Source organism: uncultured Phocaeicola sp., assembly GCF_948499155.1.
Lineage (GTDB): Bacteria > Bacteroidota > Bacteroidia > Bacteroidales > Bacteroidaceae > Phocaeicola > Phocaeicola faecalis.
Map to the genome: position 1 here is coordinate 1 of NZ_CAOOSE010000041.1, position 26,827 is coordinate 26,827.

At 42.3% G+C, this 26,827-nt stretch carries 16 protein-coding genes and 2 tRNA genes; 14 read left to right on the forward strand and 4 right to left on the reverse strand.

All coding sequences use genetic code 11. The features are described 5' to 3' along the window. Positions 1 to 975 precede the first annotated feature (975 nt). The 6 genes from QYT14_RS17900 to QYT14_RS17925 all read left to right on the forward strand — a co-directional run bounded on the left by QYT14_RS17900 (position 976) and on the right by QYT14_RS17925 (position 11,409). Positions 976 to 1,521 (forward strand): RNA polymerase sigma-70 factor, encoded by a 546-nt coding sequence (locus tag QYT14_RS17900; RefSeq protein WP_288326227.1) that lies wholly within the window; start codon positions 976 to 978, stop codon positions 1,519 to 1,521. A gap of 118 nt (positions 1,522 to 1,639) precedes the next feature. Next, positions 1,640 to 2,602: a FecR family protein gene (locus QYT14_RS17905; protein ID WP_288326225.1), complete on the forward strand. Its 963-nt coding sequence runs from the start codon at positions 1,640 to 1,642 to the stop codon at positions 2,600 to 2,602. A gap of 147 nt (positions 2,603 to 2,749) precedes the next feature. Continuing rightward, positions 2,750 to 6,190: a TonB-dependent receptor gene (locus QYT14_RS17910; protein WP_288326224.1), complete on the forward strand. Its 3,441-nt coding sequence runs from the start codon at positions 2,750 to 2,752 to the stop codon at positions 6,188 to 6,190. Positions 6,191 to 6,218: 28 nt separating this feature from the next. After that, a complete protein-coding gene (locus QYT14_RS17915) occupies positions 6,219 to 7,967 on the forward strand; it encodes a RagB/SusD family nutrient uptake outer membrane protein (protein ID WP_288326222.1) in 1,749 nt (582 codons plus the stop codon). 178 nt (positions 7,968 to 8,145) lie between these two features. Next, entirely contained in the window at positions 8,146 to 9,930 is a 1,785-nt protein-coding gene (locus QYT14_RS17920) for a right-handed parallel beta-helix repeat-containing protein (protein WP_288326220.1), read from the forward strand. A 60-nt stretch (positions 9,931 to 9,990) separates the two neighbouring features. Then, positions 9,991 to 11,409: a Gfo/Idh/MocA family oxidoreductase gene (locus QYT14_RS17925; RefSeq protein ID WP_288326218.1), complete on the forward strand. Its 1,419-nt coding sequence runs from the start codon at positions 9,991 to 9,993 to the stop codon at positions 11,407 to 11,409. Positions 11,410 to 11,513: 104 nt separating this feature from the next. On the opposite strand, the gene QYT14_RS17930 is transcribed toward QYT14_RS17925, so the two are convergent. Next, the gene (locus QYT14_RS17930; protein ID WP_288326217.1) at positions 11,514 to 12,953 is read right to left on the reverse strand and encodes a bifunctional UDP-sugar hydrolase/5'-nucleotidase; all 1,440 of its coding nucleotides are present in this window, start codon (positions 12,951 to 12,953) and stop codon (positions 11,514 to 11,516) included. A gap of 353 nt (positions 12,954 to 13,306) precedes the next feature. Between QYT14_RS17930 and QYT14_RS17935 the strand changes: the two genes are divergently transcribed. From QYT14_RS17935 to QYT14_RS17945, 3 genes are read left to right on the forward strand one after another with little or no spacing between them, the layout of a single operon-like run. Next, positions 13,307 to 15,619 (forward strand): TonB-dependent receptor, encoded by a 2,313-nt coding sequence (locus QYT14_RS17935; RefSeq protein ID WP_288326231.1) that lies wholly within the window; start codon positions 13,307 to 13,309, stop codon positions 15,617 to 15,619. Positions 15,620 to 15,649: 30 nt separating this feature from the next. Further along, positions 15,650 to 17,041 carry a DUF4374 domain-containing protein gene (locus tag QYT14_RS17940; RefSeq protein ID WP_288326229.1) on the forward strand — a complete coding sequence of 464 codons (1,392 nt, stop codon included), beginning with the start codon at positions 15,650 to 15,652 and terminating at the stop codon, positions 17,039 to 17,041. Continuing rightward, a complete protein-coding gene (locus QYT14_RS17945; protein WP_288326215.1) occupies positions 17,038 to 18,144 on the forward strand; it encodes a PepSY-associated TM helix domain-containing protein in 1,107 nt (368 codons plus the stop codon). Before QYT14_RS17940 ends, QYT14_RS17945 begins: the two co-directional genes overlap by 4 nt. 82 nt (positions 18,145 to 18,226) lie before the next feature. On the opposite strand, the gene QYT14_RS17950 is transcribed toward QYT14_RS17945, so the two are convergent. Further along, entirely contained in the window at positions 18,227 to 19,150 is a 924-nt protein-coding gene (locus tag QYT14_RS17950) for a magnesium transporter CorA family protein (RefSeq protein WP_237039406.1), read from the reverse strand. A gap of 317 nt (positions 19,151 to 19,467) precedes the next feature. Here QYT14_RS17950 and ahpC point away from each other — a divergent pair, with 317 nt between their 5' ends. The 3 genes from ahpC (at position 19,468) to QYT14_RS17965 (ending at position 23,385) form a co-directional block, all read left to right on the forward strand. Continuing rightward, the gene (ahpC, locus tag QYT14_RS17955; protein ID WP_237039407.1) at positions 19,468 to 20,034 is read left to right on the forward strand and encodes an alkyl hydroperoxide reductase subunit C; all 567 of its coding nucleotides are present in this window, start codon (positions 19,468 to 19,470) and stop codon (positions 20,032 to 20,034) included. A 14-nt stretch (positions 20,035 to 20,048) separates the two neighbouring features. Next, positions 20,049 to 21,599, forward strand: coding sequence for an alkyl hydroperoxide reductase subunit F (gene ahpF / locus QYT14_RS17960; protein WP_237039408.1), 1,551 nt, complete (start codon positions 20,049 to 20,051; stop codon positions 21,597 to 21,599). A gap of 238 nt (positions 21,600 to 21,837) precedes the next feature. Next, positions 21,838 to 23,385 carry a sulfatase gene (locus QYT14_RS17965; protein WP_288326212.1) on the forward strand — a complete coding sequence of 516 codons (1,548 nt, stop codon included), beginning with the start codon at positions 21,838 to 21,840 and terminating at the stop codon, positions 23,383 to 23,385. A gap of 101 nt (positions 23,386 to 23,486) precedes the next feature. Here the strand turns inward: QYT14_RS17965 and QYT14_RS17970 are convergent. Next, positions 23,487 to 23,560, reverse strand: a tRNA-Asn gene (locus tag QYT14_RS17970). Positions 23,561 to 23,581: 21 nt separating this feature from the next. Beyond that, a tRNA-Asn gene (locus QYT14_RS17975) sits at positions 23,582 to 23,655 on the reverse strand. An 81-nt stretch (positions 23,656 to 23,736) separates the two neighbouring features. On the opposite strand from QYT14_RS17975, the gene QYT14_RS17980 reads away from it, so the two are divergent. Both QYT14_RS17980 and QYT14_RS17985 read left to right on the forward strand, forming a co-directional pair. After that, positions 23,737 to 24,723: an adenosine kinase gene (locus QYT14_RS17980; RefSeq protein WP_288326210.1), complete on the forward strand. Its 987-nt coding sequence runs from the start codon at positions 23,737 to 23,739 to the stop codon at positions 24,721 to 24,723. Positions 24,724 to 24,766: 43 nt separating this feature from the next. Further along, complete coding sequence (locus tag QYT14_RS17985) at positions 24,767 to 26,467, forward strand: S41 family peptidase (protein ID WP_288326208.1); 1,701 nt, start codon at positions 24,767 to 24,769, stop codon at positions 26,465 to 26,467. The last annotated feature ends 360 nt before the right edge of the window (positions 26,468 to 26,827 follow it).

A 26,827-nucleotide genomic window follows, 5' to 3' on the forward strand; every position in this document is an offset into this window, starting at 1 on the left:
TTTTTAAAAAGCTCGGTATGTTTTTCATGTAGGGGCAGATTGCATCATCCCCTCACCAAGTCGGGTATTCCTTCTTTTCCGTTCATCCTTACATTTTAATTAAAACACTCACATAATCAATCGGTTAAGAATGACAGCACATCCCCTCATCCTCCCTTCAGCCGCGCTTTCCAAGTCCCTTCACAAGCTGCCTTCAGCAATTCCCAGTGTATTCATCTTTTTAGCCTGCCGTTTTCTGTAGGGGCAGACCCGTGTGTCTGCCCGAGAACAGTTCACTTTAAGTTATTGGGGGCATTGGGCGGACACATGGGTCCGCCCCTACCGTAAAGCGCTATTGAAAAAGTTCAAAAGCCGGAAGAAACTTCACAAAATGAAAGGAGGCTGAAGGGGCGGTGACGGGATGCCCGTTCACTACCGGAACCCCCACTGGCAGGGCGTTTCAATGGCTAATGAAAGGAGGAAGGGAGAAACAACGCAATTATTGGTAGATGTCGGGATTCGGGTAAACGTCTTTTAGTCTGGTTATTTGGAAGAAAGAGAAACAATTCTGTTAATGTATACTAAGGTGCTATATCAGTGAAAAGCCATTTTAAACTTGAATGCTTACTAGTTCTCTTTTAATATTAATAAAGATTGATGGATGTTTCTCTTTCAAGTGTAAAACCATACGCTGACACAAGCCTGTATATATGTATGTATTGTATCAGGTTTTGTAATATGGATTAGGGAGAAGAATAGAAAAGATTTTTAAAGAACTATTTTATAGCTGGCACTTTTTTAAAGAAGCTCTAGTTATATAATTTTGTTCATTAGAATAGAAAAAAGAAGCGAGGAAAGTTATGTGTGAAAGTCTAAGCCTCTAAGGTGATGTAATGGGACATGGAGAATGAAAGAATAGTAGGTGCTATAAAAATAATAGCATATTAGATTCTTTCTTAACTATTAAGTAATATATTTGCGTATAATTAATAACGAATGACTGAAAAGGAATTAATCGTACAGTTGAAAGAAGGAGATGAAAAAGCCTTTACCACTTTGTATAGAAGGTATTGGCCGAAGGTTTATAATTTCTCTCGTTTATACTTATCTTCTATTTTGGAGATTGAAGAGGTTGTGCAAGAGGTATTTGTTAAAGTTTGGGAGAGTCGCACCTTGTTGCGTGAGGATGATAACTTTAAAGGATTCCTTTTTATTATTACTCGTAATTTAGTTTTTAATCAATTTCGCAGGAGCTTTAATGAAAATGCATATAAACTGACTGTATTAAGTAGTGTTATGCCTTATTATAATCTTGAAGAAGAACTTAGTGCGGCCGATTTGCAAGAATTTATAGAAAAAATGGTCAAAGAACTTCCTCCACGGCAACAGGAAGTGTTCAACCTGAGCCGGAATGCTCATTTAACGTATAAGGAAATTTCTATCCGTCTGAATATCAGTGAAAAAACTGTAGAAAGACATATTAATGAAGCTCTGAAGTTTTTGAAGAAGAACATAATGCTTTATCTTATTTTTATCTTTTAAATTACTTCATTTTTGATTTTTACAAAAAAAAGCGCTTTCGTCTGGGGGTACTTTATTAGTTGTGCGTATTTATAATAGATGCGTATAAAATTTATCTGTGCAAAAAATAAAATGTAAAATGAGCAAAAATCGGGATGATGTAATAAAGAAACTGTTTGAACGTTCTCTGGAACCCAAGGAAAGAGGGGAACTGAATAATTATGAGTTTATTAATGATGCTCTTCGCAAACAATGGGAAGAGGTACCTGCTACTATTGATCCGGTAAGAGAAGAACGTATTTTGCATAGTATATTGAAGAGTATTAGAAGAAAGAAAAATCATTTCACTTATTCTTTCTATCGATATGGAATAGCTGTATCAGTGGCTATATGTATGTTGCTTTCGGCGTTATTATTTGTGAAAAGCGGTCATCAGGAAGTGATTTATGTTGTGAATACCGGATATCAGTCAATGGACTCAGTGAAATTGGCGGATGGTACGAAGGTAATGTTAGGTGCAGGTAGTAAACTTACCTATCCTCAAAAATTTTCAGGCTCTAATCGCGAGGTTAAATTGTCTGGACAAGCATTTTTTAATGTGAGCCCCAATAAAGCTCATCCGTTTATTGTGAAAACTAAAAAGATGGATGTAACGGTAATGGGAACTTCTTTTGAAATATTTAGTTATGATAACGATAAAGAGGTAGAGGCTATTTTGTTGACAGGGAAAGTGAAAGTCGCGATTTCAGACAATAAGAAGTTGGAAGGTAAAATATATACTTTAGCTCCAAATGAAAAGTTGACTTATAGTGAGGAAAAAGGAGTGAGTCTTACAAATATTGATGCAGATGCTTATTCTGGTTGGCGAAAGGGGAAGAGAATAAGTTTCAAGAATGAAACCTTGCAGATGATATTGAATAGATTGGAAAAGTGGTATGGGCAAAGGATAGAGTGTGATCCTCAATTAGCTGAATATTATCGTTTCACTTTTACTGTACATAGCGAACCGTTGGGCCTAATATTAAATTACATATCACATAGTGCTCCATTGACTTATAAAATGGTTGGTAATAATCATTATTTGATAGAAGCAAAGGAATAAGTAATATAGTAGAACTTTAAAATTTAATGCTTATGAAAAACACTAGGCTATGATAAACATCCCCCTATGGGATTATTTGAGAACGTTTATATTTCCATTAAATGGAATTACTGTTAATTTTTTAATCTAATAAACAATTCAAATTTTATGAAAAAAAGTAATCTGCGGTTATTTTATCCGCAAAAAGTGAAAAGACATCTCTTTTGTGTCTTAATGGCTTGTGCTGCTTGTTCAATACCGGCAAATGCTTTTACTCAGGCCACTTCTATCTCACTAACTAAGTCGAATGTTTCCATGCACTCTGTAATGCAGGAAATAGAAAAACTTAGTGACTATACGTTTTTTTATAATGATAACCAAATTAGACTAAACAAAAAGATTTCTGTGAATGTCAAGAATGCTTCTATTGAGCAGGTATTAAATCAAATGTTTAAAGATTCTGGTTATACTTATAAAATAGTAAATAACCAAATTCTTATTTCGACAGTAAAAGCTGTAAGTGTAATAGAACATCAGCAACAGAAGAACAGAACTATAACAGGTTGTGTAAAAGATGTGAATGGTGAACCCATTATTGGTGCTTCAGTTGTTGAAAAGGGGGTTACCACAAATGGAACAGTTACGGATTTTGAAGGTAATTACACTCTGACGATTTCTAGTGATGAATTGCAAATTAGCTATATAGGTTATTTACCTCAAGTAGTAAAAATACACTCGGGTACTTCTTTTTATAATGTAACTTTAAAAGAGGATACCAAAACATTGGATGAAGTCGTAGTTATCGGGTATGGCACCCAAAAGAAGGTGAATTTAACAGGTTCTGTTGCTTCTGTTAACTCAAGCGAAATTAAAGACCGTGTTCAGACTAATGTGCTTTCGGCTGTTCAAGGTACAGTACCTGGAGTGACTGTAATTTCTCGTCCGGGATCTACTCCATCTATAAACTTCCGTGGACGTGGTAATTTGGGAACTTCAGAACCTCTTTATGTGATTGATGGTGCTATTGCGGATGCTGCGTTTTTTCAAAGTCTTAATCCTAATTCTATAGAAAGTATTTCCTTTTTGAAGGATGCTTCATCTTCTTCTATTTATGGTTCTCGTGCAGCTTATGGTGTTGTATTGGTGACTACCAAAAATGGCGAAAAGGGAAAGATGAATGTCTCATATAGTGGCTTGGTGGGTATGAAAACTCCTACTTATCTGCCTAAAACTGTGGATTCATGGGAGTATGCTTCTATGTTGAATGAAGGTATGTATAACCGTAATGCGGCAAATGGTAAATATCAGGCATATTCGCAGGAAGAAATTGATAAATTTAGAAATGGAACAGATCTTGACTATTATCCTAATACGGATTGGGCTGATTTGGTGTTGGATAAACATGTATTGACTACCCAACATTCTGTAAGCTTCAGTGGGGGAAGCGATAAAGTACGCTATTTTATGAATTTGGGATATATGTATGATGATAAGCCTAATTTTATGTCAGGGCAGGACAAAACTCGTTATACATTGGATACTAATATAGCATCGGATATTACTAAATGGTTTACTGTTAAAGGTAGTATTAAATACATACGCAATGTGTCTGATACAGAACATGGACAACCTTGGATGGGAAACTTTTTATTGGTTCCCTCTATTATGGTAGGTCAACAGTCAAATGGAGAATGGGGAAGTATTGCCGGTGGCAAACAGGCTACCCAATCTTTTATCACAGGCAATCCTCTTCGTGCTTTAAGTAAAAAAAATTGGAGTAAATCCAAGACTGAAGAAACAATGTATGATTTAGGTTTTGATATAAAACCAGTTAAAGGGTTGGTGATTAGCGGTCAAGGAGTGTTTCGCGGCCAAGAGTATAAGGGTAAGTCTTACACTGCATTGCAAGATGAAGTGAAGACTTTCGAGACTGGTGTACCTATTGGTGGTACCGGTACTTATACAAACTCTATGAGTATGAACTGGAGTAGTGTAACACGTATGCTGTATACTGGAACTGTAAAATATGATTGGTCTAATTCGATACATAATATTAGTGCATTAGCTGGTACTTCTTATGAGCACTATAAATATGAAGCATTGAGTGCAGGGCGTAAAAACTTTCCATCTGATGCTTTGGTGGATTTGAACGGTGGCTCTAATGCTGGAAAAGATCTTTCTAATGGTGGTGGAATGACTGAATACAAGATTCTTTCATACTTTGGACGTATTAATTATTCATTAATGGATCGTTATTTATTAGAAGCTAATATTCGTGCGGATGCCTCTTCACGTTTCTATAAAGATAATCGTTGGGGATATTTCCCTTCATTCTCTGCCGGTTGGCGTATTAGCCAAGAAGAGTTTATGAAAAATCTATCTTGGATTAATAATTTGAAGATTAGAGCATCTTGGGGTACGTTGGGTAATATTAATAATGTAGGGAACTATGATTATTTCCAAAATTACAATTTAGGTTCTGATTACAATTTCAATGATGAGGCTGTAAAAGGTATTCTGGAATCTAAACCGGCCAATTTAGGTTTGGGCTGGGAAACGGTTGCTTTGACTGATTTTGGTGTAGATATTGATTTGTTTGATAATAAATTAAGCATTGTTGCCGATTATTATATCAAAAATACCAGTGATATTTTGTTGGGCTATAATGTGCCGGTAGAAACTGGTATTTGGAGCGCACCGTCTCAAAATATCGGAAAAGTGAAAAATACAGGCTTTGAGATGGCTCTTACATATAGAGGTAATGTTGGTGGTTTGAAATATACAGTAACTGGTAACATTGCAACTAATAAAAATAAAGTTGTGGACTTAGCCGGTTCAGATGATATCATTAGTAATGGTGGTGATAAAATTCGTTTTATATTAAGAGAAGGTGAGCCTATCGGTTCATTCTATGGATATAAGACTGATGGACTTTATACGCAAGAAGAAATTGATGCAGGACGCTTTTATACTTTTGGCCGTATTCCTAATGCCGGTGATATTAAATATGTTCCTCAACGTGAGGATGTGAAGTATTATGGTGACTTGGATGCGAATGAGGATAAATCTCATGCAGCTATTTCTGGTGAGGATCGTACAATCATTGGTAAAGATGTTCCTGATTTTACTTATGGGGTTAATTTGAATCTGCAATGGAAGAATTTTGAATTGTCTGTATTTGGCCAAGGTGTAAGCGGTACAATGACAGCTTTTGAATCAGAGCAAATCTCAGCCTTTATGTTGAATGCCAACCCTCGTGAGTTTCACCGGGGGCGTTGGACACAAGAAAATCCTAATCCGCGTGCCGTATATCCGCGTATTTATGGAGGACATAGTTTAGATGACTATAATCAATATTTCTCAGACTATCAGTTGTTTGATTCGGACTATTTCCGTATTAAAAGTATCTCTTTAGGATATATGGTTCCTGCAAATGTAGTGAAGAGTTGGGGCTTGAGTAGCTTGAAGTTCTTTGTAACAGGAGAGAACTTATTTACATTACGTGCTGATGATAAAATGAAAGATTTTGATCCTGAATCGCCTTCAGGACGTGGCTTGAGCTATTTAGGTAGTAAATCCGTAGCATTTGGTGTGAATGTTTCATTTTAATTGATAATCTTAAATAACGAATTGAATTATGAAAAATATAAAGAATTTAGCTGTTCTAGGGTTATTTACAGTTGCTTTTGCTTCATGTGATATGGAGGTAGTACCGCCTTCAGAGATTGCAGCTGAAAATTTCTGGAAGACAGAAAAGGATGCATGGTATGGTTTGAACGCTTGTTATGCACAAATGAGTGGTATGGATATTTGGGATGAAATGTGTACGGATAATGCACATAGTCATAAACCGTGGGAAGGCCCCTATGAATTGATTCAACAAAATGGAGTTAGTTCTGAGAGTGACCGTGGTTATAGCTTCAGTACTATTCGTATTGTAAATAACTTCCTTGAAAAAGTTGATGGATGTGAAATGGACGCGGCTTTGAAGGAAAGAATGAAAGCTGAAGCACGCTATTTTCGTGCGTCGGATTATTTGGATTTAACTACTAAATTTGGTAAAGTTCCTTTGGTTACTACTGTGATGGAGTATGATGCGCCTAATGTGAAGCGTGATCCGGTGGAAACTGTTCAAGCATTTGTTTTGAGTGAATTAGATGAAATAGCTGAGATATTACCAGATAGTTATCCTGGCGGAGAAGGTTATGAAAAAGGACGAATCACTCGAGCCGGAGCATTAGCTTTGCGTGCTCGTGCTGCTTTGTATTTTGGTAATTTTGCAGAAGCGGAAGCATCTGCCGGAAAGATAATTCAGGAAGGACATCATAGTTTGTTCCGTGTGACATCTTTGAATGCCGCTCAACAGAAAGAGGCTGATGAGATGGAACAATATATTGATTTTGAAGCAAAGAATATCGATAAGGATAAGTTTGTGAAAGGTATGTTCAGTTATGAATGTCTGTGGCATAAGGAGAATGCCAATCCTGATAATCCAGAGTATTTGGTGACCCGGGGGTATATGGCAGATGATAATAACTACGATTGGACTCGCTATACTTATATTCGTCCTAGTCAATTGGTTTCTGGCTATTCTTCATACGAACCGATGCAGGGATTGATTGATGCGTATTGGGATATTGACGGCAAAACGATACGCCCTGAGATTCCTGTAGCAACCCGTAAAGAGAATTTTGCTAAAATAACAGCTGTTGTTGAAGGAATGGATCAAACTACTTATATTAAGACTGTTCCTACTTTGAATCTGAAAGAATATGCCTATATGGATGAGTTCCGTAATCGTGACAGCCGTCTCTATGCTTCTATGTTGTTCCCTTTTAAAGGATGGCATGAAACAGATTTTGGGACTTTCTATTATCGCTGGAATCCGGCATGGGCTGGATCGGACGGCAATGAATCATGGACAGGATATAGCTATAGAAAATTGCTTTCTTTGACAGCTTATTCGGATTGGGCTAGTATGGAAGATTATCCGGTTATCCGTTATGCCGAGGTCTTGCTGACTTATGCTGAAGCGCGGATTCAAACCAAAGGTTGGGATGCTGAAGTCCAAAAGGTATTGAACGATTTACGTGATCGTTGTGGTATGCCTAATGTACCTACAGCAATGCCGTCTAAGGAGGCTGCTTTGGATTTTGTGCGTAACGAACGTCGTATAGAACTGGCTGCTGAAGGACAACGTTATGATGATATACGTCGTTATGGAGCTGCATATTGTAACAAAGTAATGAATGCTACGGTCTATGCTCCTAATGGTTATGAGGTCGTGAATATGACATGGAGTGATCGTTTAATGTTAATGCCTATTCCTCAAGGAGCGATGGATTTAAATCCGTTGTTGCGGGATGATCAGAATCCGGGATATTAATCGAGATGAATTTTAGGTGTTAGGATTATGCACGGGATGTGTATGACATTTGTCTTCACATCCCGTTTTTTATCATTAATGTGTTAAAAAAACATAAGCAAATACAGAGTATATAAGGGAAACTTCCTTTCTTTGTACTTTAATACAGCGATTGGTTAATTCATTAAATCTAATAAGTATGAAATTACTTTCGATTTTAGCGTTAAGTGCGGTCTTTGCGCTCACTTCAATAAATTTGTATGCTCAAAAAGTATATGATATTTCCACGTTTGGCTTAAAACCCAATACTCATAAAAATGCTTCTCCTGTTTTACAAAAGGCATTGTCGAAAATAAAGGCGGAGTGTAAGGATGGTGAGGCGGTTATTCTTCGTTTTCCTGAAGGCCGTTATGACTTTCATGAAAAAGGGGCTGCCGTACGCGAATATTATATTTCGAACCACGACCAGGACAATCCCAAGAAAGTAGGTATTGCACTGGAGGATATGAAGAATCTCACTCTTGACGGACAAGGGGCACAGTTTGTCTTTCATGGGAGAATGTTACCGGTATCACTCCTTCGTTCGGAGAACTGTAGTTTGAAGAATTTCAGTATTGATTTTGAAAACCCTCATATTGCACAAATAAAGATATTGGAGAATACTCCTCAAGAAGGAATCGTTTTTGAACCGGCTTCATGGGTGAAATATCGTATAGCTAAAGACTCAATCTTTGAAGCTTATGGAGAAGGGTGGACTTTAAAACATTCTTGGGGTATTGCTTTTGATGGGGATACCAAACATTTGGTATACAATACCAGCGATATTGCTTGCCCGACGAAAGGGGCAAGTGAGATTGCGCCGCGCCGCATCCGTGCTCCTCATTGGAAAGATGCACGTCTTGTTCCCGGAACTGTTGTTGCCATGCGTGGCTGGGGACGTCCCACTCCCGGTATCTTTCTTTCACATGATTTAAATACGACCTTGGAAAACATAAAAGTCCATTATGCCGAAGGAATGGGATTGCTGGCACAATTCAGTGACAATATCACGCTAGAGAAGTTCTGTGTTTGTTTGAAGGGGGAGGATGATCCGCGTTATTTTACCACACAGGCAGATGCAACTCACTTTTCCGGTTGCAAAGGAAAGATTACTTCGTGCAACGGATTGTATGAGGGCATGATGGATGATGCCATTAATGTGCATGGAACGTATCTAAAAGTGGTGAAAAGGATAGATGACCGTACATTGGTCGGACGTTATATGCACGGTCAGTCATGGGGATTTGAATGGGGACGCGCCGGAGATGAGGTGCAGTTCGTACAATCCGCTACTATGGAATTGATTGGCAAGCAGAATAAGATTGCAAGCATTCGTCCGTATGATAAAGAACAAATAGATGGAGCACGTGAGTTCATCATTGCTTTTGATGAGGCTATAGATTCGGCTATCAATGAACAGAGTGGATTTGGTATTGAGAATCTTACTTGGACTCCGGAAGTCTTGTTTGCCGGAAATACGATTCGCAATAATCGGGCGAGAGGTACGTTGTTCAGTACTCCGCGTAAAACAGTTGTCGAGAATAACTTATTCGACCATACTTCAGGGGCTGCTATTTTATTGTGTGGAGACTGTAATGGTTGGTTTGAAACCGGAGCGTGCCGTAATGTAATTATTCGCAAGAATCGTTTTGTGAATGCACTTACCAATTTATTTCAGTTTACGAATGCCGTGATTTCGATTTACCCGGAAATACCCGACCTGAAGAATCAGCAGAAATATTTTCATGGAGGACCGGAAGGGGGTATTGTGATAGAAGATAATGAATTCGATACTTTTGACGCTCCTATTCTGTATGCCAAATCTGTAGATGGATTGATATTCCGCAATAATGTTATAAAGAAGAACACGGACTATAAACCGTTCCATTTTAATCAGAACCGTTTTTGGTTGGAGCGGGTGACGAATGTGACGATTGCCGAATAAGGCGTCGGTTTATAAATGAATACTAACTATTATATTTTAAATATTTATTTTTGAAAAGACATGAAGATTAAGAATCTATTGACTGTGATGACCGGCTTGGCATTGTTCTGCTTGGTCGGATGCGCTTCTCCTCAGAAGGAAGCTGCTGCAAAGGAGTATGCTCCTATCGAAGTTGCTGTGCCCGAGCGTCCTGCCGGACAGCAAGATGTAATTCAACTGACCACTCCGAAACTGGATACGGTTCGTGTTGGTTTTATTGGCTTGGGTATGCGTGGTCCCGGTGCTGTTGCACGTTGGACTCATATTCCCGGTACAAAAATTGTAGCTTTGTGTGACCTTCGTCCCAAATGTGTAGAAAGAGCACAAGGTATTTTGGAAAAGGTCGGTCTTCCTAAAGCTGCCGAATATTCAGGTTCTGAAGATGCATGGAAGCAATTGTGTGAACGTGATGATATTGATGTGGTATATATTGCTTCAGACTGGAAACATCATGCCGAAATGGGTATTTACGCTATGGAACACGGCAAGCATGTTGCCATTGAAGTTCCGTCTGCTATGACACTGGACGAAATCTGGGCGTTAATCAATACTTCAGAAAAGACTCGCAAGCACTGTATGCAGTTGGAAAACTGTGTATATGACTTCTTCGAACTGACTACATTGAACATGGCTCAGCAGGGATTGTTCGGTGAAGTGCTGCACGTAGAAGGTTCTTATATCCACAACCTTGAAGAGTTCTGGGGTGAATATTGGAACAACTGGCGTTTGGATTACAACAACGAATTCCGTGGTGACGTTTATGCCACTCATGGCCTTGGCCCGGCCTGCCAATTGCTGGACATTCACCGTGGTGACCGCATGAAGACTTTGGTGGCTATGGATACTAAAGCTGTAACCGGTCCTGAACTGGGTAAGAGATATGGTTTGGCAAATGATTCTATTGAATTCCAAAACGGTGACCACACCATGACTTTCATCCGCACTGAAAACGGTAAAACTATCCACATTCAGCATGATGTAATGAATCCTCGTCCTTACAGCCGTATGTATCAGCTGACAGGTACGAATGGTTTCGCCAACAAATATCCTATCGAACAATACTGCTTGCGTCCCGACCAAGTTGACGCTAAAGAAGTGCCTAACCACGAAAACCTGAATATGCACGCTGCTGTTCCCGAAAACGTGAAAGAAGCCTTGATGCAGAAATACAAACACCCGATTCACCAGGAACTGGAAGAAACTGCCAAGAAGGTAGGTGGTCACGGTGGTATGGACTACATCATGGACTATCGTCTGGTTTACTGTCTGCGCAACGGTTTGCCTTTGGATATGGATGTATACGACTTGGCTGAATGGTGCTGTATGGCAGACCTTACCCGCCTTTCTATCGAAAACGGTAATGCTCCGGTAGCTGTACCCGACTTTACCCGCGGTAGCTGGAACAAGGTGAAAGGTTATCGCCACGCATTTGCCAAATAATTCTTAAAATCTCGTTTTTAAACTGAGATAATTTCAACATAAAATGAAAGAAGAGGTTGTTACCGATACCGGTAACAACCTCTTTCTGATATATATATCCTGTTTTATTCTTCTACGATACTTGTACGCGGCCGTTGGGGTGTGATTTCCTTTTGCTGTTTCAGATATTCTATCAGAGCGTCTGATGAGGTGGCAGTCGTTTCATGTCCCGGGTCGGCATGGTCAAATCGGTAGCTGGAGGCGATGTAGCTGTTCATTCCTACTTTATACTGTTTATTCTCGTCCAGCGGGTTACCGTTCATATCTTTTAGGGTGACACTCACGGCTTTGCCGTCATGGGTATGAATGGTATAGGTCATGCCCGAAACCAATAAATCGGCACGTTTGCTGGCTTTGCGGTAGGAGTTCATTAATAAGGTGCGAATCTCTGCCGGAGTCATCCGGTAGATAACTACGCTGTTGCCGAAGGGATCCAGTTGATAAATCTCGGCCATGGTGATTTCTCCTTTGGCTATTTGTCCGATGCGCACGCCGCCGGCATTCTGGAAAGCAAAGTCGAGATTATGCACGCTGGTTACGGCATCCGTCATCAGTGAGCCGAGAGGTTCTTTACCGTTGAACTGTGCTGTGGCGTGTGCTATTACTTGGTCTAAGTGGCAATCCTCTCGGAATTTCTGAATCAGTTGCTTGATATCTGTATCTTCGTCTTTGAGTTTCGCGATATTAATCAGCTCGAATTTCTTATCTTTTACTTTATTGTCATCTAAGGTTATGGTGGTCTTGCCCAGATAATGGAGATTACTTTGTGCCTGATTAATCAGGACACCATTCACGATAATGGTGGAGTCAATGCGTGTATGTGAGTGCCCTCCAATGATAACGTCCAGCTCGGGCATCGCTTCGGCTATTTCACAGTCTTTGGTATAACCGGTATGGGTGAGACCGACAAACAAGTCACATTGAGTGCGTAAGTTCTTGTATTTAAGGGCTGTTGAGACTGGCTCTGTGAATGTGACACCTTTCAGGCGTGCAGGATGGGTGGCGGGGAGCAGTTCGCCTGTTCTTCGCTTACTCACTTCGATGAGGCTCAGGATGCATATCTTGGTGTCACCGATTTGGAGGAAAGCATAAGGTTGAGGTTGTTTGATTTTGGCTGTTTCTTCGTCGACAATCATGTTGGCACACAGGAATTGGAAGTTGGCCTGCTCCATTCGTTGGTTCAACACTTCCTGTCCATAGTCGAATTCATGGTTCCCGAATATCTCATACCGATAGCCTATCCGGTTCATTAAGTCAATCATGGGGAAGCCTTTCTCGGGATATTGGTCTACTACCGGATTCCCCGAAAACATATCTCCTCCACTTAGAATCAAGATATTGGGGTTCTTGGTACGTTCTTTCTGTATATAGCTTGCTATTTTGGCAAAGTTATCAATACTGCCGTGCATGTCATTGGTAGAAAAGAGGATGATTTGCGTTTCTTTTGCTGACAGTGAGCAGCATAGAAAGACAAATAACAATAGAAAACTAGATAGCTTTTTCATTTATTACTGGTGTTTAATAGGTTGGTTTAATGCTGCAAAGATAGGTTATTAATATTTCAAATGCTTTGCAGCATACAGAAAAGTTTGTTTCCGGGCAATGGTATATTTGTCTTCTAATGGGGGAGAATACTTATAAATGGTGATTGTAGGAAAGAAATGACTGCTGAGACAGCTTTCTAAATTACCTATAAAAAGCGATTGCGGCGCGTCGGTTTTATTAGGAATTTTGCATCCGAATAAAGAATGTAATTACTTAGCAAGAGAAAAACGTGAGAACAGCAATTCGGAAAGTGAGTATTTTAATTATCGTTTTATGGGCGGGCGTATCTGTATATGCACAGCCATATAAAACCATGATTTCGGGTAAAGTCGTATCGAAGGAGAAGGAAATCATAGATTTGGCAACTGTGTATCTGAAAGGGACCAACTATGGTTGTATGACCAATGAACAGGGAATATATCATCTGCATGCTCCGGCAGGAGAGTATACGCTGGTTGTTTCTGCCATCGGCTACGAAACGGTGGAGAAGCCGGTGAAACTCCTTCGGGATGAGAGAGTAAAAATGAATGTAGTGTTAGCTTCGTCTGTAACAGAGTTGGATGAGGTCGTTGTCGTATCCAATGGGGTAGGCCGTGTGAAGCGTTCGGCTTTTAATGCCGTGGCTGTGGATACGGAGGAGTTGCAGAACTCGACGAAGAATTTGAGTGACGCCTTGTCCAAACTTCCGGGTATGAAGTTGCGGGAAGCAGGAGGTGTAGGCTCTGACACCCAACTCATGTTGGACGGCTTTTGTGGAAAACATGTCAAAATCTTCATTGACGGAGTGCCACAGGAGGGGGTAGGCAGCTCGTTCGGGCTGAACAATATTCCTGTGAATTTTGCCGAGCGTATAGAAGTGTATAAAGGGGTTGTACCGGTAGGATTCGGCACCGATGCTTTAGGAGGTATCGTCAATATTGTGACGAACAAGAAGAAGAGAAAATGGTTTTTGGATACTTCTTATTCCTATGGCTCGTTTAATACGCACAAGTCGTATGTCAATTTCGGGCAGACTTTCAGAAACGGATGGATGTATGAGATAAATGCATTCCAAAACTATTCCGACAATGATTATTATGTGGATACTTATGTCACTCATTTTTCTCCCGATGGCAATACCACCGACAAAAAGAAGATTGAGCATGTAAAGCGTTTCAATGACACTTACCACAATGAGGCTGTCATCGGAAAGATTGGTTGGGTGGGAAAACCTTTTGCCGACCGTTTGCTCTTTGGCTTTACTTATTCCAATATGTACAAGGAGATTCAGACAGGAGTGCGTCAGGAAGCGGTATTTGGAGAGAAGCATCGCAAGGGACATTCGCTGATGCCCTCATTGGAGTATCGTAAGCGGGATTTGTTCACCAAAGGGCTGGATATCAGCTTGACGGCAAATTATAATTATAACCTGACCCAGAATGTTGATACTGTGCCTTATCAATACAACTGGTATGGCGAAAAGCAATATACCGGTTCAAAAGGAGAGCAATCTTATCAGGACAATGAATCGAAGAATAAGAACTGGAATGGAACGTTCAGGGCCGATTATCGCCTTAGTAGGGCGCAGACCTTTACATTGAGCCATGTGCTGACTGCTTTTGAGCGAAGTAACCGTTCGGATGTGAATTCCACTTCGGCCGTCTCCGACTTTACTGTTCCCAAGAAGACAAGGAAGAATATCACCGGGCTTTCTTATCGCCTGATGCCCACTGAGAAATGGAACTTCTCTGCTTTCGGGAAGTATTACAACCAGCATAGTTCGGGATTGGTCTCACAAAATGCCGACGGCATAGGAAACTATATCGATATGTCTAAGAACGTAAGCGCTTTGGGTTACGGTGTGGCAGGCACCTATTGGATAATAAAGGACCTGCAGGCGAAGCTCTCATACGAGAAAGCTTATCGGCTACCGTCCAATGAAGAACTGTTCGGTGACGAGGATTTGGAAGCGGGGAAGGCTGATTTGAATCCGGAGAACAGTGACAACATTAATCTGAACCTCAGTTATACACACCAGTTTGGCAAACATGGGCTTTATGTGGAAGGAAGTTTGATTTATCGTGATACGAAAGATTACATCGTTCGTACTATCAGTTCTTTTGGAGGCAAAAGCTATGGTTCCTATTATAACCATGGGCGTGTAAAGACGAAAGGCTTCAATGTATCCGCACGTTACAGTTATTCGCATTGGCTCAGTGTGGGAGCTACTTATAGCAGCATGGATACGCGTGACAATGAGAAATACCTGGAAGGGGGTTCCCTGCAGGAAAGCCTGAAGTATAAACTGCGTATACCCAACCAGCCTTACCGTTATGCCAGCCTGGATGCTTCTCTCTATTGGCATGACTTGTTTGCAAAAGGAAACCGCTTGTCGCTCACGTATGACAGCTATTACCAGCACGAGTTTCCCTTGAATTGGGAAGCCATCGGAGAGGCTTCTTCCAAGAAACGCGTACCAGAACAGTTTTCACATAATCTAGGAGTTACGTATAGCATCAAGAACGGACGCTATAATCTTTCGTTTGAATGTAAGAACTTCACGGACGAGAAGCTATATGATAATTATAGTCTGCAGAAAGCCGGGCGTGCGTTCTATGGGAAGGTGAGAGTTTATTTCGGACAATAAATATGAATCGATAAATAAAATAGAAGAATGATGAATGGAAATTTTTTGTTTTGGTCTGTTGCCATGGTATTTTGTGCAGGCAGTGTGTTGACTTCATGCAGTGATGATACAGTGCCCGAGAATCCAACGCCGGATACTCCCGGTACCGATACCGGGACAGGAACATACGTGGTTGCCGCCACTGTTGATGGGGTGAATTATCTCCTGACCGCCGAGTCTTTGGACGAAGGAAGCGTCACAGTAAAAAATAATGGTCTTGAAACCGAGACCGGTACGTATTGGGTGTTTCATAACAATGATTACCTTTTTCGTCTCGTGTATAATAAAGGAGGAGACGGAACCGGCTCCTCTTATATCCTGAACTGTAATAATAAGCCCGAAGAGCATCTGTCGTATGCCTTTAAACGCATCACCACGTATGGCACATGGGGCGACAATGTCATTACCGCTTCTACCGGCGATACAGACCGGACGGATGCCAACGGATATGCGGAGCAAGGCATCCTGGTGAACTATCTGAATTCGCTGAACGGTACGACGAGTACCAAGACCTACCCGTGTGAAAACTATTTGGGTAACGGTGAGTATGTTACCTTTTCCGGATTTGTGCAGGCGAACGGCAAACTTTACACTTCAGTAATTCCGATGGGGATGAGCCAATATGGTGTAAAAGCGTTTCCGGACAAGGTGACCGACCCTCAACTTGTGGCAACCGTGGCGGGAGGCAGTGCCAGCAGTGCTTATAAAGAAGGTTCTATTCCTTCCACCCAGTATCCCGATTATGCATACGTGGCCATTTATAGCGGAAGTGATTTCAGCACTACCCCAACGATTGTCGCCACGGACAAAATTGGTTTTGCCAGCGGACGTATGCGTTCGCAATATTACCAGACCATCTGGGCGGCCGATAATGGCGATTTGTACGTTTTCTCGCCGGGCTATGGACGGCTCACTACTTCTTCGGACGACTTGAAGCGTGTGCAGGGAACACTTCCTTCGGGAGTGATGCGAATCAAGGCAGGAGAAACTTCGTTCGACGCCACTTATTATGTCAATCTCGAAGAGCTTGGAAACAAACATCCGGTGTACAAATGCTGGCATATCACAGAAGATTATTTCCTGCTTCAGATGTATACTCGCGGATTACAGTCGAAAGGGGAGTACACCACCGAACTAGCTGTCTTTAAAGGTGAGGACCGGACACTGAAGCCGGTGACCGGATTGCCGTCGGAAGATGTTCTGAGCGCTTATGGAAATATCCCTTATAATGAGAACGGTTACATATATGTGCCGGTATCCACTACCGATGGCAGTGCTCCGGCACTTTACAAGATTGACCCTCGGACGGCTACTGCCACAAAGGGGCTGACTATCGTTGCGGAATCTGTTAGTACCGTAGGTAAACTTGTATCTCAAAAATGAAAAAGATATTTCGTACATTGCATCTTTGGCTTTCCGTGCCTTTCGGACTGCTTGTCAGTCTGATATGCTTTTCGGGTGCCATGCTGGTTTTCGAGAACGAAATAACGGAGTGGAGCCGCCCCGACCTTTATCATGTGAAGGAGGTAAAGGCGGAACCACTGCCTGTGGAAATGCTTCTCGAACGAGTGGCGGAGACATTGCCCGACAGTGTATCTGTCACCGGAGTGAGTATTCCTTCAGAGAAGGGGCGCACGTGGCAGGTAAATCTCTCCAAACCACGTCGTGCATCGGTTTATATTGACCCTTATACGGGTGAAGTGAAGGGAAAATACGAGCGTCCGGCCTTTTTTCTGACCATGTTTAAACTGCATCGCTGGCTGTTGGACAGTATGAAGCCCGGTGGCGGTATCTTCTGGGGAAAGGTGATAGTGGGAGTGAGTACACTAATGTTTGTTCTTATTCTGCTGACAGGCATCATTATCTGGTGGCCGCGCACACTGCGGGCGTTGAAGAATAGTCTGAAGATAACGTTGCGGAGGGGATTCCGCCGGTTCTGTTACGATTTTCATGTGGCGGGCGGTTTGTATGCGTTGCTGTTTTTGCTGATGATGTCACTGACGGGACTGACTTGGTCTTTTGCTTGGTACCAGACTGGATTTTATAAAATTTTCGGAGTAGAAACCCGGCAGGGAAGCGGGCACGCAGCTCATGGGCAGGAGAAGAAGGAAAAGTCACAGGTTCCGTATGCACATTGGGAACAGGTCTATCGACAGTTGAAGGATGAGAATCCCGATTACCGACAGATTTCCATATCCCGGGGCACTGCCAATGTCTCTTTTGACCGGTTGGGCAATCAGCGTGCGAGTGACCGTTATGAGTTTGACCCTCGTTCGGGTGAGATAATGAATGTATCTTTATATCAGGACGCTGAGCCGTCGGGAAAGATTCGGGGGTGGATATATTCGGTGCATGTAGGGAGCTGGGGCGGTATCTTTACCAAGATACTTGCCTTTGCAGCGGCTCTCATCGGGGCTTGTCTGCCATTGACAGGCTATTACCTGTGGATAAAACGTAAGCTCGGACAAAGAAAACGAAGGTGCTAGCGGCGGGTGTGCCAAAAGCAAAAACAGCGTGACCGTTATGTCAGCTTTTGGCACACTTCTCTATTTCCCATACGGTTTGAGATTAAAACCACTTTATCTTTCTGAAGATAACGAAGGCCATGGCCGATAATACGATAGATATCAATATGATGAGGCTGAAAGCATGTGGCAACTCATCCACATGCACATCCACGTTCATTCCATAAAAGCTGGCAATCAATGTAGGTACCATCAGTATGATAGAGATACTGGTCATGCGCTTCATGATAGTATTCACATTATTTGAAATGATGGAGGCAAAAGCATCCATTGTGCCTGTCAGAATATCACTGTAGATATTCACTGTGTTGTATGCCTGTTTCAATTCGATGACCACATCTTCCACCAGGTCAGGGTTCTGATAATCTTTTTCCTGAAAGATACTTTGCAATTTGCCTACCATCACTTCATTTCCACGTATCGAGGTGTTGAAATAGACCAATGTCTTTTGCAGTTTCATCAACCGCAGTAAATCTTCATTGCGTATGCTTCTCTCTAATTCCTTTTCGGCCGCTGCCACATCATTGTTTATCTGCTTCAGGTATTTCAGGAACCATACTGCGGAAGAATAAATCAGCCGCAATATCAGTTCAAATTTATTGCGCACTACTATTCCTTTTCGGCGTGTGTGGTCGATAAAGTCAGGTATCATTTCGGTGGAATGATAGCAAATGGTGACAATAATCTCATTGTTTGTGATGATGCCGATGGGAATGGTTGTATATGGAATGCTTCCCTGCTGTTGCAAAGGGATGCGGATAATGGTCAGCAACCAGTTTTCTTCGGTATCGGTGCGCGGGCGTTCATCCACGTCAGCAATGTCTTCCAAAAAAGATTCGGGAACTTTTAAGTCTTTGGTCAGAAAGTCAAAATCGCTTTTATCAGGGCATTCTACATTTACCCAGCAGTTGGGCATCCACTGCGGCTTTTCCACAAAGCCGTTCTCACAATAAAGATATTTTCTCATCTTATTGCCTCCTTTCGTTTGTTTTAAGTCCGGGCAGAGGCATTGCAGGCATGCTGTTTAGAGCCCTGCCGGATAAGTTAATACTATACTGTACGTTCGTGGGTTGGAATCGTCCATTTTGGGTTGTTTTTAATAAATTGCGGGACAAAAGTACGTAAAAACTTTAAAAACACCTAATCTCGTGTACCTATTTATGGTGATTGTTGTTCTACATTATCCTAATAATTAGGTATTGCAGGGTGAAGTGTAGTACACTACCTTTGCAGATGTAATAATTACAATTTAAAAATTAATTTCAATTTTAAAATAGAAAGTATATGGAACCTATTATTAATTCACAAGTTCCTGAATTCAAAGTTCAGGCATTTCATAATGGAGAGTTTAAGACAGTGACTAACAAGGATATCGAAGGCAAATGGGCTATTTTCTTCTTTTATCCTGCCGATTTTACTTTCGTCTGTCCTACCGAGTTGGTAGATATTGCAGAGAAGTATGACCAGTTCAAGGAAATGGGTGTGGAGGTATACTCTGTCAGCACTGATTCACATTTTGTTCACAAAGCATGGCATGATGCTTCCGAAAGCATTCGAAAAATCACTTATCCGATGTTGGCGGACCCCACGGGAGTTCTCTCGCGTGCATTCGGTGTGATGATTGAAGAAGACGGTATGGCTTATCGCGGTACTTTTGTGGTCAATCCCGAAGGTAAGATTAAGTTGGCTGAGATTCAGGACAACAGTATCGGACGTAATGCCGACGAATTGCTCCGTAAAGTGGAAGCAGCTCAGTTTGTTGCCAGTCACGATGGAGAAGTTTGTCCGGCGAAATGGAAAAAAGGAGCCGAGACTCTGAAACCGAGCATTGACCTGGTAGGTAAAATTTAAAATACCTGAAAAATATGTTGGATAGTGCAATAAAGGAACAGTTGAAGGGATTGTTTGCCCAACTGGATGCGCACTATACTTTCGACATCTTTGTCCACCCCCGGCACGAAAGTCGTGCCGAGTTGGTGGACTTGTTGGAAGAAGTGGCTTCCTGTTCCGAGAAACTCTCCTGCCGTTTGCAAGAGAGCGAGGGCTTGAAATTTATTCTTTTAAAGGAAGGGGAAGATACGGGAATTACTTTCCGTGCCGTACCCGGCGGGCATGAATTTACTTCCCTGCTGATGGCGGTACTCAACGCCGACGGCAAAGGCAAGAATTTCCCTGATGAGTTTATCACCCGGCGTATCCGTGCATTGCGCGGACCGATAAATCTTACTACCTATCTGTCACTGAGCTGTACAAACTGCCCTGATGTGGTTCAGGCATTGAACCTGATGGTGGTGCTCAATCCTCAGATACGCCATCAGGCCGTAGACGGTGCTGTGAACGAAGAGGAAGTGAACCGCATGAAGGTGCAGGCCGTTCCTACGGTGTTTGCCGATGGCGAGCAGATTCATGTGGGGCGCGGCAGTATCGGTGATTTGCTTGAAAAGCTTGAAGCGCGTTATGGCTCGGTGGAACCGGAGTCTTTTGAAACGAAAGAGTATGATGTATTGGTGGCGGGAGGCGGTCCTGCCGGTGCTGCGGCTGCCATTTATTCTGCCCGAAAAGGATTGCGGGTGGCTGTGGTGGCCGAACGTATTGGCGGTCAGGTGAATGAGACTATGGGTATTGAGAATCTGATATCCGTACCTCGGACTACCGGTAAGGAACTGGCACAGGACCTGAAGGACCATCTGGCTGCTTATCATATCGATGTGCTTGAGAATCGCCGGATAGAAAAAACTGAAGTAGTAGGGAGAATGAAAGTGCTGTCGGTCAAAGGCGGTGAGAGCTACAAGGCTCCTGTGCTGATTATTGCTACAGGTGCCAATTGGCGGAAGTTGAATGTTCCGGGCGAAGAGAAATACATTGGTCATGGAGTGGCATTCTGTCCGCATTGCGACGGGCCGTTTTATAAAGACAAGGAGGTGGCTGTCATCGGTGGCGGTAACTCTGGTGTGGAGGCGGCCATTGATTTGGCAGGCATTTGCTCTAAGGTGACAGTCTTCGAATTTATGGAGACTCTGAAAGCGGATACCGTCTTGCAAGAGAAAGTCAGGAGTCTGCCTAATGTAGATATCTTTACTCATACCCAGACGGTTGAGGTATTGGGCGATGGGGATAAGGTGGTCGGTCTGATTAAGAAGGATCGTTCTTCGGAAAAAGAAGAAATCTTTGCTTTGGACGGCATTTTCGTTCAGATTGGTCTGACTGCCAATAGCGCTTTATTCAAGGATTTGGTGGAAACGAACCGCATGGGAGAAATCCTGACCGACAAGAACGGCCGTACTTCTGTGAAGGGTGTTTATGCTGCGGGAGATGTAACGGACGTATCCTATAAGCAGATTATCATTGCTATGGGTGAAGGAGCAAAGGCCGCACTTGCCGCTTTCGAAGATCGCATGCGTGGTGAAGTGGGCTGATAGACATTATTTCTTTCGGCAGAAGAACAAAGGAACTTTCCAGGTTTTTCTCTTTCCTTACTTGTTCTTCTGTCTGAAAATCATTCTTCTTTCCTTTTAAAGAAAGCAAATACACAATTTTCTCCCTATTATGGACGAAATGGAACTATGAAATAGAAAGAAATGGCCTATCTTCGCTATGCTGTAAAGCAATGAGACCGGATTTTTAAGCGAAAAACATTTCGAAAGATAAATTATTATGAAGAACCTGATTTTACCGTTACTGGGAGGAGTTGGCCTGTTGTCATGCGGCAATGCCGGCAAACAAGATTCTGCTGTCGTGGCAGAACGCCCGAACATTATTTATGTATTTCCGGACCAATACCGCAACATGGCTATGGGTTTCTGGAACGAAGAAGGATTCAGCCGACACGTTAATTTCAAGGCCGATCCTGTGCATACCCCTCATCTCAACAACTTTGCCCGAGAGTCGCTGGTACTCTCTTCCGCCATGAGTAATTGTCCGCTGAGTAGCCCTCACCGTGGTTGTCTGTTGACCGGAATGTATCCTAACAAGAGTGGTGTCCCTCTGAATTGTAATTCCAAACGCCCCATCAGTTCATTGCGTACGGATGTGGAATGTGTCAGTGACGTGTTCAGCAAAAATGGTTATGAATGTGCTTACTTTGGAAAGCTGCACGCAGACTTCCCCACTCCCAATGATCCGGCACATCCCGGTGAGTATGTAGAAGAGCAGCGTCCGGTGTGGGATGCTTATACTCCGCCCGAGCGTCGTCACGGTTTTAATTACTGGTATTCTTACGGTACTTTTGACGTGCATAAGAATCCACATTATTGGGATACTGCCGGCAAACGCCATGAACCGAAAGAATGGTCGCCTTTGCACGAAGCCAAGCAAGTAATCGCTTATCTCAGGAATAAAGAAAAACAGCGTGATACCGGAAAACCTTTCTTTATTATGGTGGGAATGAATCCGCCTCATAGTCCTTATCGCACACTGAATGACTGCATGGAGGAAGACTTCAATCTGTATAAGGATAAGCCTATCGACAGTCTGCTGATTCGTCCGAATGCCGACAGAAACCGTCCCAAGGCAGAATCGGCACGTTATTATTTTGCTTCGGTTACGGGAGTAGACCGTGCATTCGGTGAAATTCTTGATTGCCTGAAAGAACTGGGGTTGGACAAGAATACCATTGTGGTCTTTACTTCCGATCATGGCGAAACGATGTGTAGCCAGTCTACGGATGACCCGAAAAATTCTCCTTATGCAGAGTCGATGAATGTTCCGTTCATGGTTCGTTATCCGGGACATATCCGTCCGAGGGTGGATAGTTTGCTGTTGTCTTCACCAGACATTATGCCTACTTTGTTGGGCTTGAGTCATTTGGATAAGGATATTCCCGACAATGTGCAAGGAATCAACTATGCCTCTCTGTTTTATGGAGCAGATGATGTTGTTCCACGTCCTTCCGGTGCACTTTATATTCAGAATGTAGATGGAGACAAGGATAAAGACGGTTTGGTGGTCAGTTATTTCCCGAAGGCGAGAGGCATAAAGACAGCCCGCTATACATTGGCATTTTATGTAGACAAGAAGAATAAGGAACTTACGCAAAGCTTGCTTTTTGATGACTGGAACGATCCTTATCAACTTCATAACTTGCCGTTGGAAGAACATCCGGCAGTCGTAAAAGAACTGTGCGAAGAAATGGGCCGACAGTTGAAAACCATTGATGACCCATGGTATACACAAAAGATTTTGTCCAATCTTATACCTTATTGATATTATCGTAGGAGGTGCGTCAAAATTCCAAAGTTGGTGTTTTGGCACACCTCTTTAAGTTTATAAGAAACAAAAAAGGTTCGCATTTGCGAACCTTTGTGCTCTTCCTCTTGGACTTGAACCAAGGACCCTCTGATTAACAGTCAGATGCTCTAACCGACTGAGCTAAGGAAGAATTTGCAATTAATTCTTTTCGCTCTTCCTCTTGGACTTGAACCAAGGACCCTCTGATTAACAGTCAGATGCTCTAACCGACTGAGCTAAGGAAGAATGTTTTTTTTCTTAATTGCGGTGCAAAGATAATAGGTTTTTTCGAAATATGCAATATCTTTGCAGAAAAATTTTAGGTAAATGGATAAAATAATTGGAATGGGCAATGCATTGGTTGACGTTCTTGTTACTTTGCAAGGCGATGCACTGTTGGATGAAATGAATTTGCCCAAAGGAAGTATGCAACTTATAGATGAAGCTAAGTTTCTGAAAATCAGAGATGAAATTGCTGATATGAAGACTCATAAAGCAACGGGAGGCTCTGCCGGAAATACGGTTTTGGCGTTGGCTAACCTTGGAGCGCAGCCCGGTTTCATCGGCAAAATAGGAAAAGATGATTTTGGGCAATATTTTAAAAAGAATGGTTTGAAGCGTGGTATAGACATGAATTTGTTAGTCGGCGATTTGCCTACGGGGGTTGCTTCTACCTTTATATCTCCCGATGGGGAGCGTACTTTTGGTACTTATTTGGGGGCAGCGGCAACCATGAAAGCCGAAAATCTCACATTGGATATGTTTAAAGGATATGCCTATCTATATATAGAGGGTTATTTGGTGCAAGACCATGATTTGATTCTTCGTGCCATGCAGTTGGCTAAAGAAGCCGGTGCACAGATTTGTCTGGATATGGCCAGTTATAATATTGTGGCGGAGGAACTGGACTTCTTTACTACTTTGGTAAATAAGTATGTCGACATCGTTTTTGCCAATGAAGAAGAAGCGCGTGCCTATACGGGAAAAGATGCGTGGGAAGCCATCAATGAAATTTCTGCCATGTGCAGTGTGGTGGTTGTGAAACTTGGTGCGCAAGGTTCCTGTATCAAGAAAGGTACGGAATGTATCAAACTGGAGATTCCGCCGGTGAAAAAAGTGGTCGACACCACCGGAGCGGGCGATTATTATGCTGCCGGGTTCCTTTACGGACTCACGTGCGGCTATTCTTTGGAGAAATGTTCCATTATCGGTTCCATTTTGGCATCCAATGTGATACAAGTGGTGGGCACAACCTTATCAAAGAAAAAATGGGACGAAATAAAGTTAAATATAGCGGCGCTTCTGCAGTCCTGATTAGAATAATGTATTAATTTGCGGTTAACAAATACATAAAAGAATGAAGTGGAATACTAAGAGTTTATTATTTATAGCGTGTGTCGGCTTGGCAGGAAGTGCTCTTTTCAGTTTTAGCAAAGGCGATGACCGTAACTTTCAGATAGCTAAGAACCTGGATATCTTCAATGCGGTATTCAAGGAACTGGATATGTTCTATGTGGATACGATTGATCCCGAAAAGGTAATCAATTATAGCATCGAGGCGATGCTTGCACAGACCGACCCTTATACGGAGTATTATCCTGAAGAGGATAACACACTGAAAGAAATGACCAGTGGAAAGTTCGGCGGTATCGGTTCTATTATCCGTTATTACACTCCTCGCAAGCGTGTTGCCATTATCGAGCCTTCGGAAGGAAGTCCGGCAGCCGAAGCCGGTTTGCAGGCGGGAGATATTATTATGGAGATAAACGGCAAGGACATGGCACAGGGAGACAGAACGCCCAACGAACTGACTTCTTATGTCAGTGACAATCTGCGTGGCGAACCCGGCACTACTTGTGTGCTGAAGTTGGAACGCCCCACGGCAGACAGCACTTATGTGCCGTTGGAATTGAAGATTACGCGCGGAACCATCCGCACCAATCCTGTCCCTTACTATGGCATGGTAGATGAGAATATAGGCTATATTGCCATCAGTACTTTTGCTATCGAAGGATGTTCCAAGGATATAAAGAAAGCGTTGATTGAGTTGAAGCAGCAGGGAGCGGCTTCTATTGTTCTCGATTTGCGTGGAAATGGTGGAGGACTATTGGGCGAAGCTGTGAATGTGGTAAACTTCTTTGTGCCGAAAGGCAAAGAAATAGTAGTGACTAAGGGCAAGATTAAGCAAGCCGGCAGCATTTATAAGACATCCAATGAGCCGATAGATACGGAAATTCCTTTGGCCGTGCTGGTAGATGGTGCTACGGCATCGGCAGCCGAAATCGTTTCCGGTTCTTTGCAGGACCTTGACCGTGCTGTGATTGTGGGTAACCGCACCTATGGAAAGGGTTTGGTACAAGTTCCGCGTGAACTTCCTTATAATAGTAGCATGAAGGTGACAACTGCCAAATATTACATTCCCAGCGGACGCTGTATTCAGGCCATTGATTATGCCAAACGCAATGCCGACGGTTCGGTGGCACGCATTCCTGACAGTCTGACTACTGTATTTCATACGGCTGTGGGACGTGAGGTGCGCGATGGCGGTGGTATCCGTCCCGATGTAGAAGTCAAGGCAGAGCGTTTCCCCAATATCATGTTCTACTTGTTGAATGATGATATGATTTTTGATTACGCCACCCAGTACTGTATTAAGCATCCCGGCATTGGTGAAGTGAAAGACTTCTCAGTGACAGATGCCGACTATAATGATTTCAAGCAGATGTTGAAGAAGCGCAATTTTACTTATGACCGCCAAAGTGAGAAATCGCTGAAGAACTTGAAGGAGATTGCCGAGTTTGAAGGTTATATGGAAGGGGCATCCGAAGAATTTGCAGCTTTGGAAAAGAAACTGACGCATAATCTGGACCATGAATTGAATCGTTTCTCCAAACAGATAAAGAAAGCGATAGCCGAAGAAATCGTGAAACGTCATTATTTCCAGCGTGGTGTGATATTGGAACGCATGAAAGATGACGCTGACTTGACTCAGGCTATCAAAACATTAAAAGACAAAGAAGGATATATTAAAATCCTGTCTGTCCCGACAGATAAATAATAGATTTTCTTTCGGAAAACCCACAAACAGGGGTGAAAAAGGTGATGGCAGTACTTTCTTTCCTATTTGGAAAAGAGTGCTGCCATCACCTTTTTTCTTCTCCCCAATATCTGTTTCGATTAAAACTCCCCACGTTTTTGAAAAAGGCTTAAGTCTTTTTCGGAAACTCTTTGGTCTTTTCTCAAAACTTGCAGAATGTGTCATTATGATACGTTGACATCCGTTAAGATTTACGGAACAGAAGTAAAACAAACACTTGATGATGCTTAATCTATTGGGAACGTGGTGAATAAGGTTTTGGGAGAAAGAAGAAAAAAAGTGTATCTCTTACTAAGAGATACACTTTTCGCTGCAAATTTA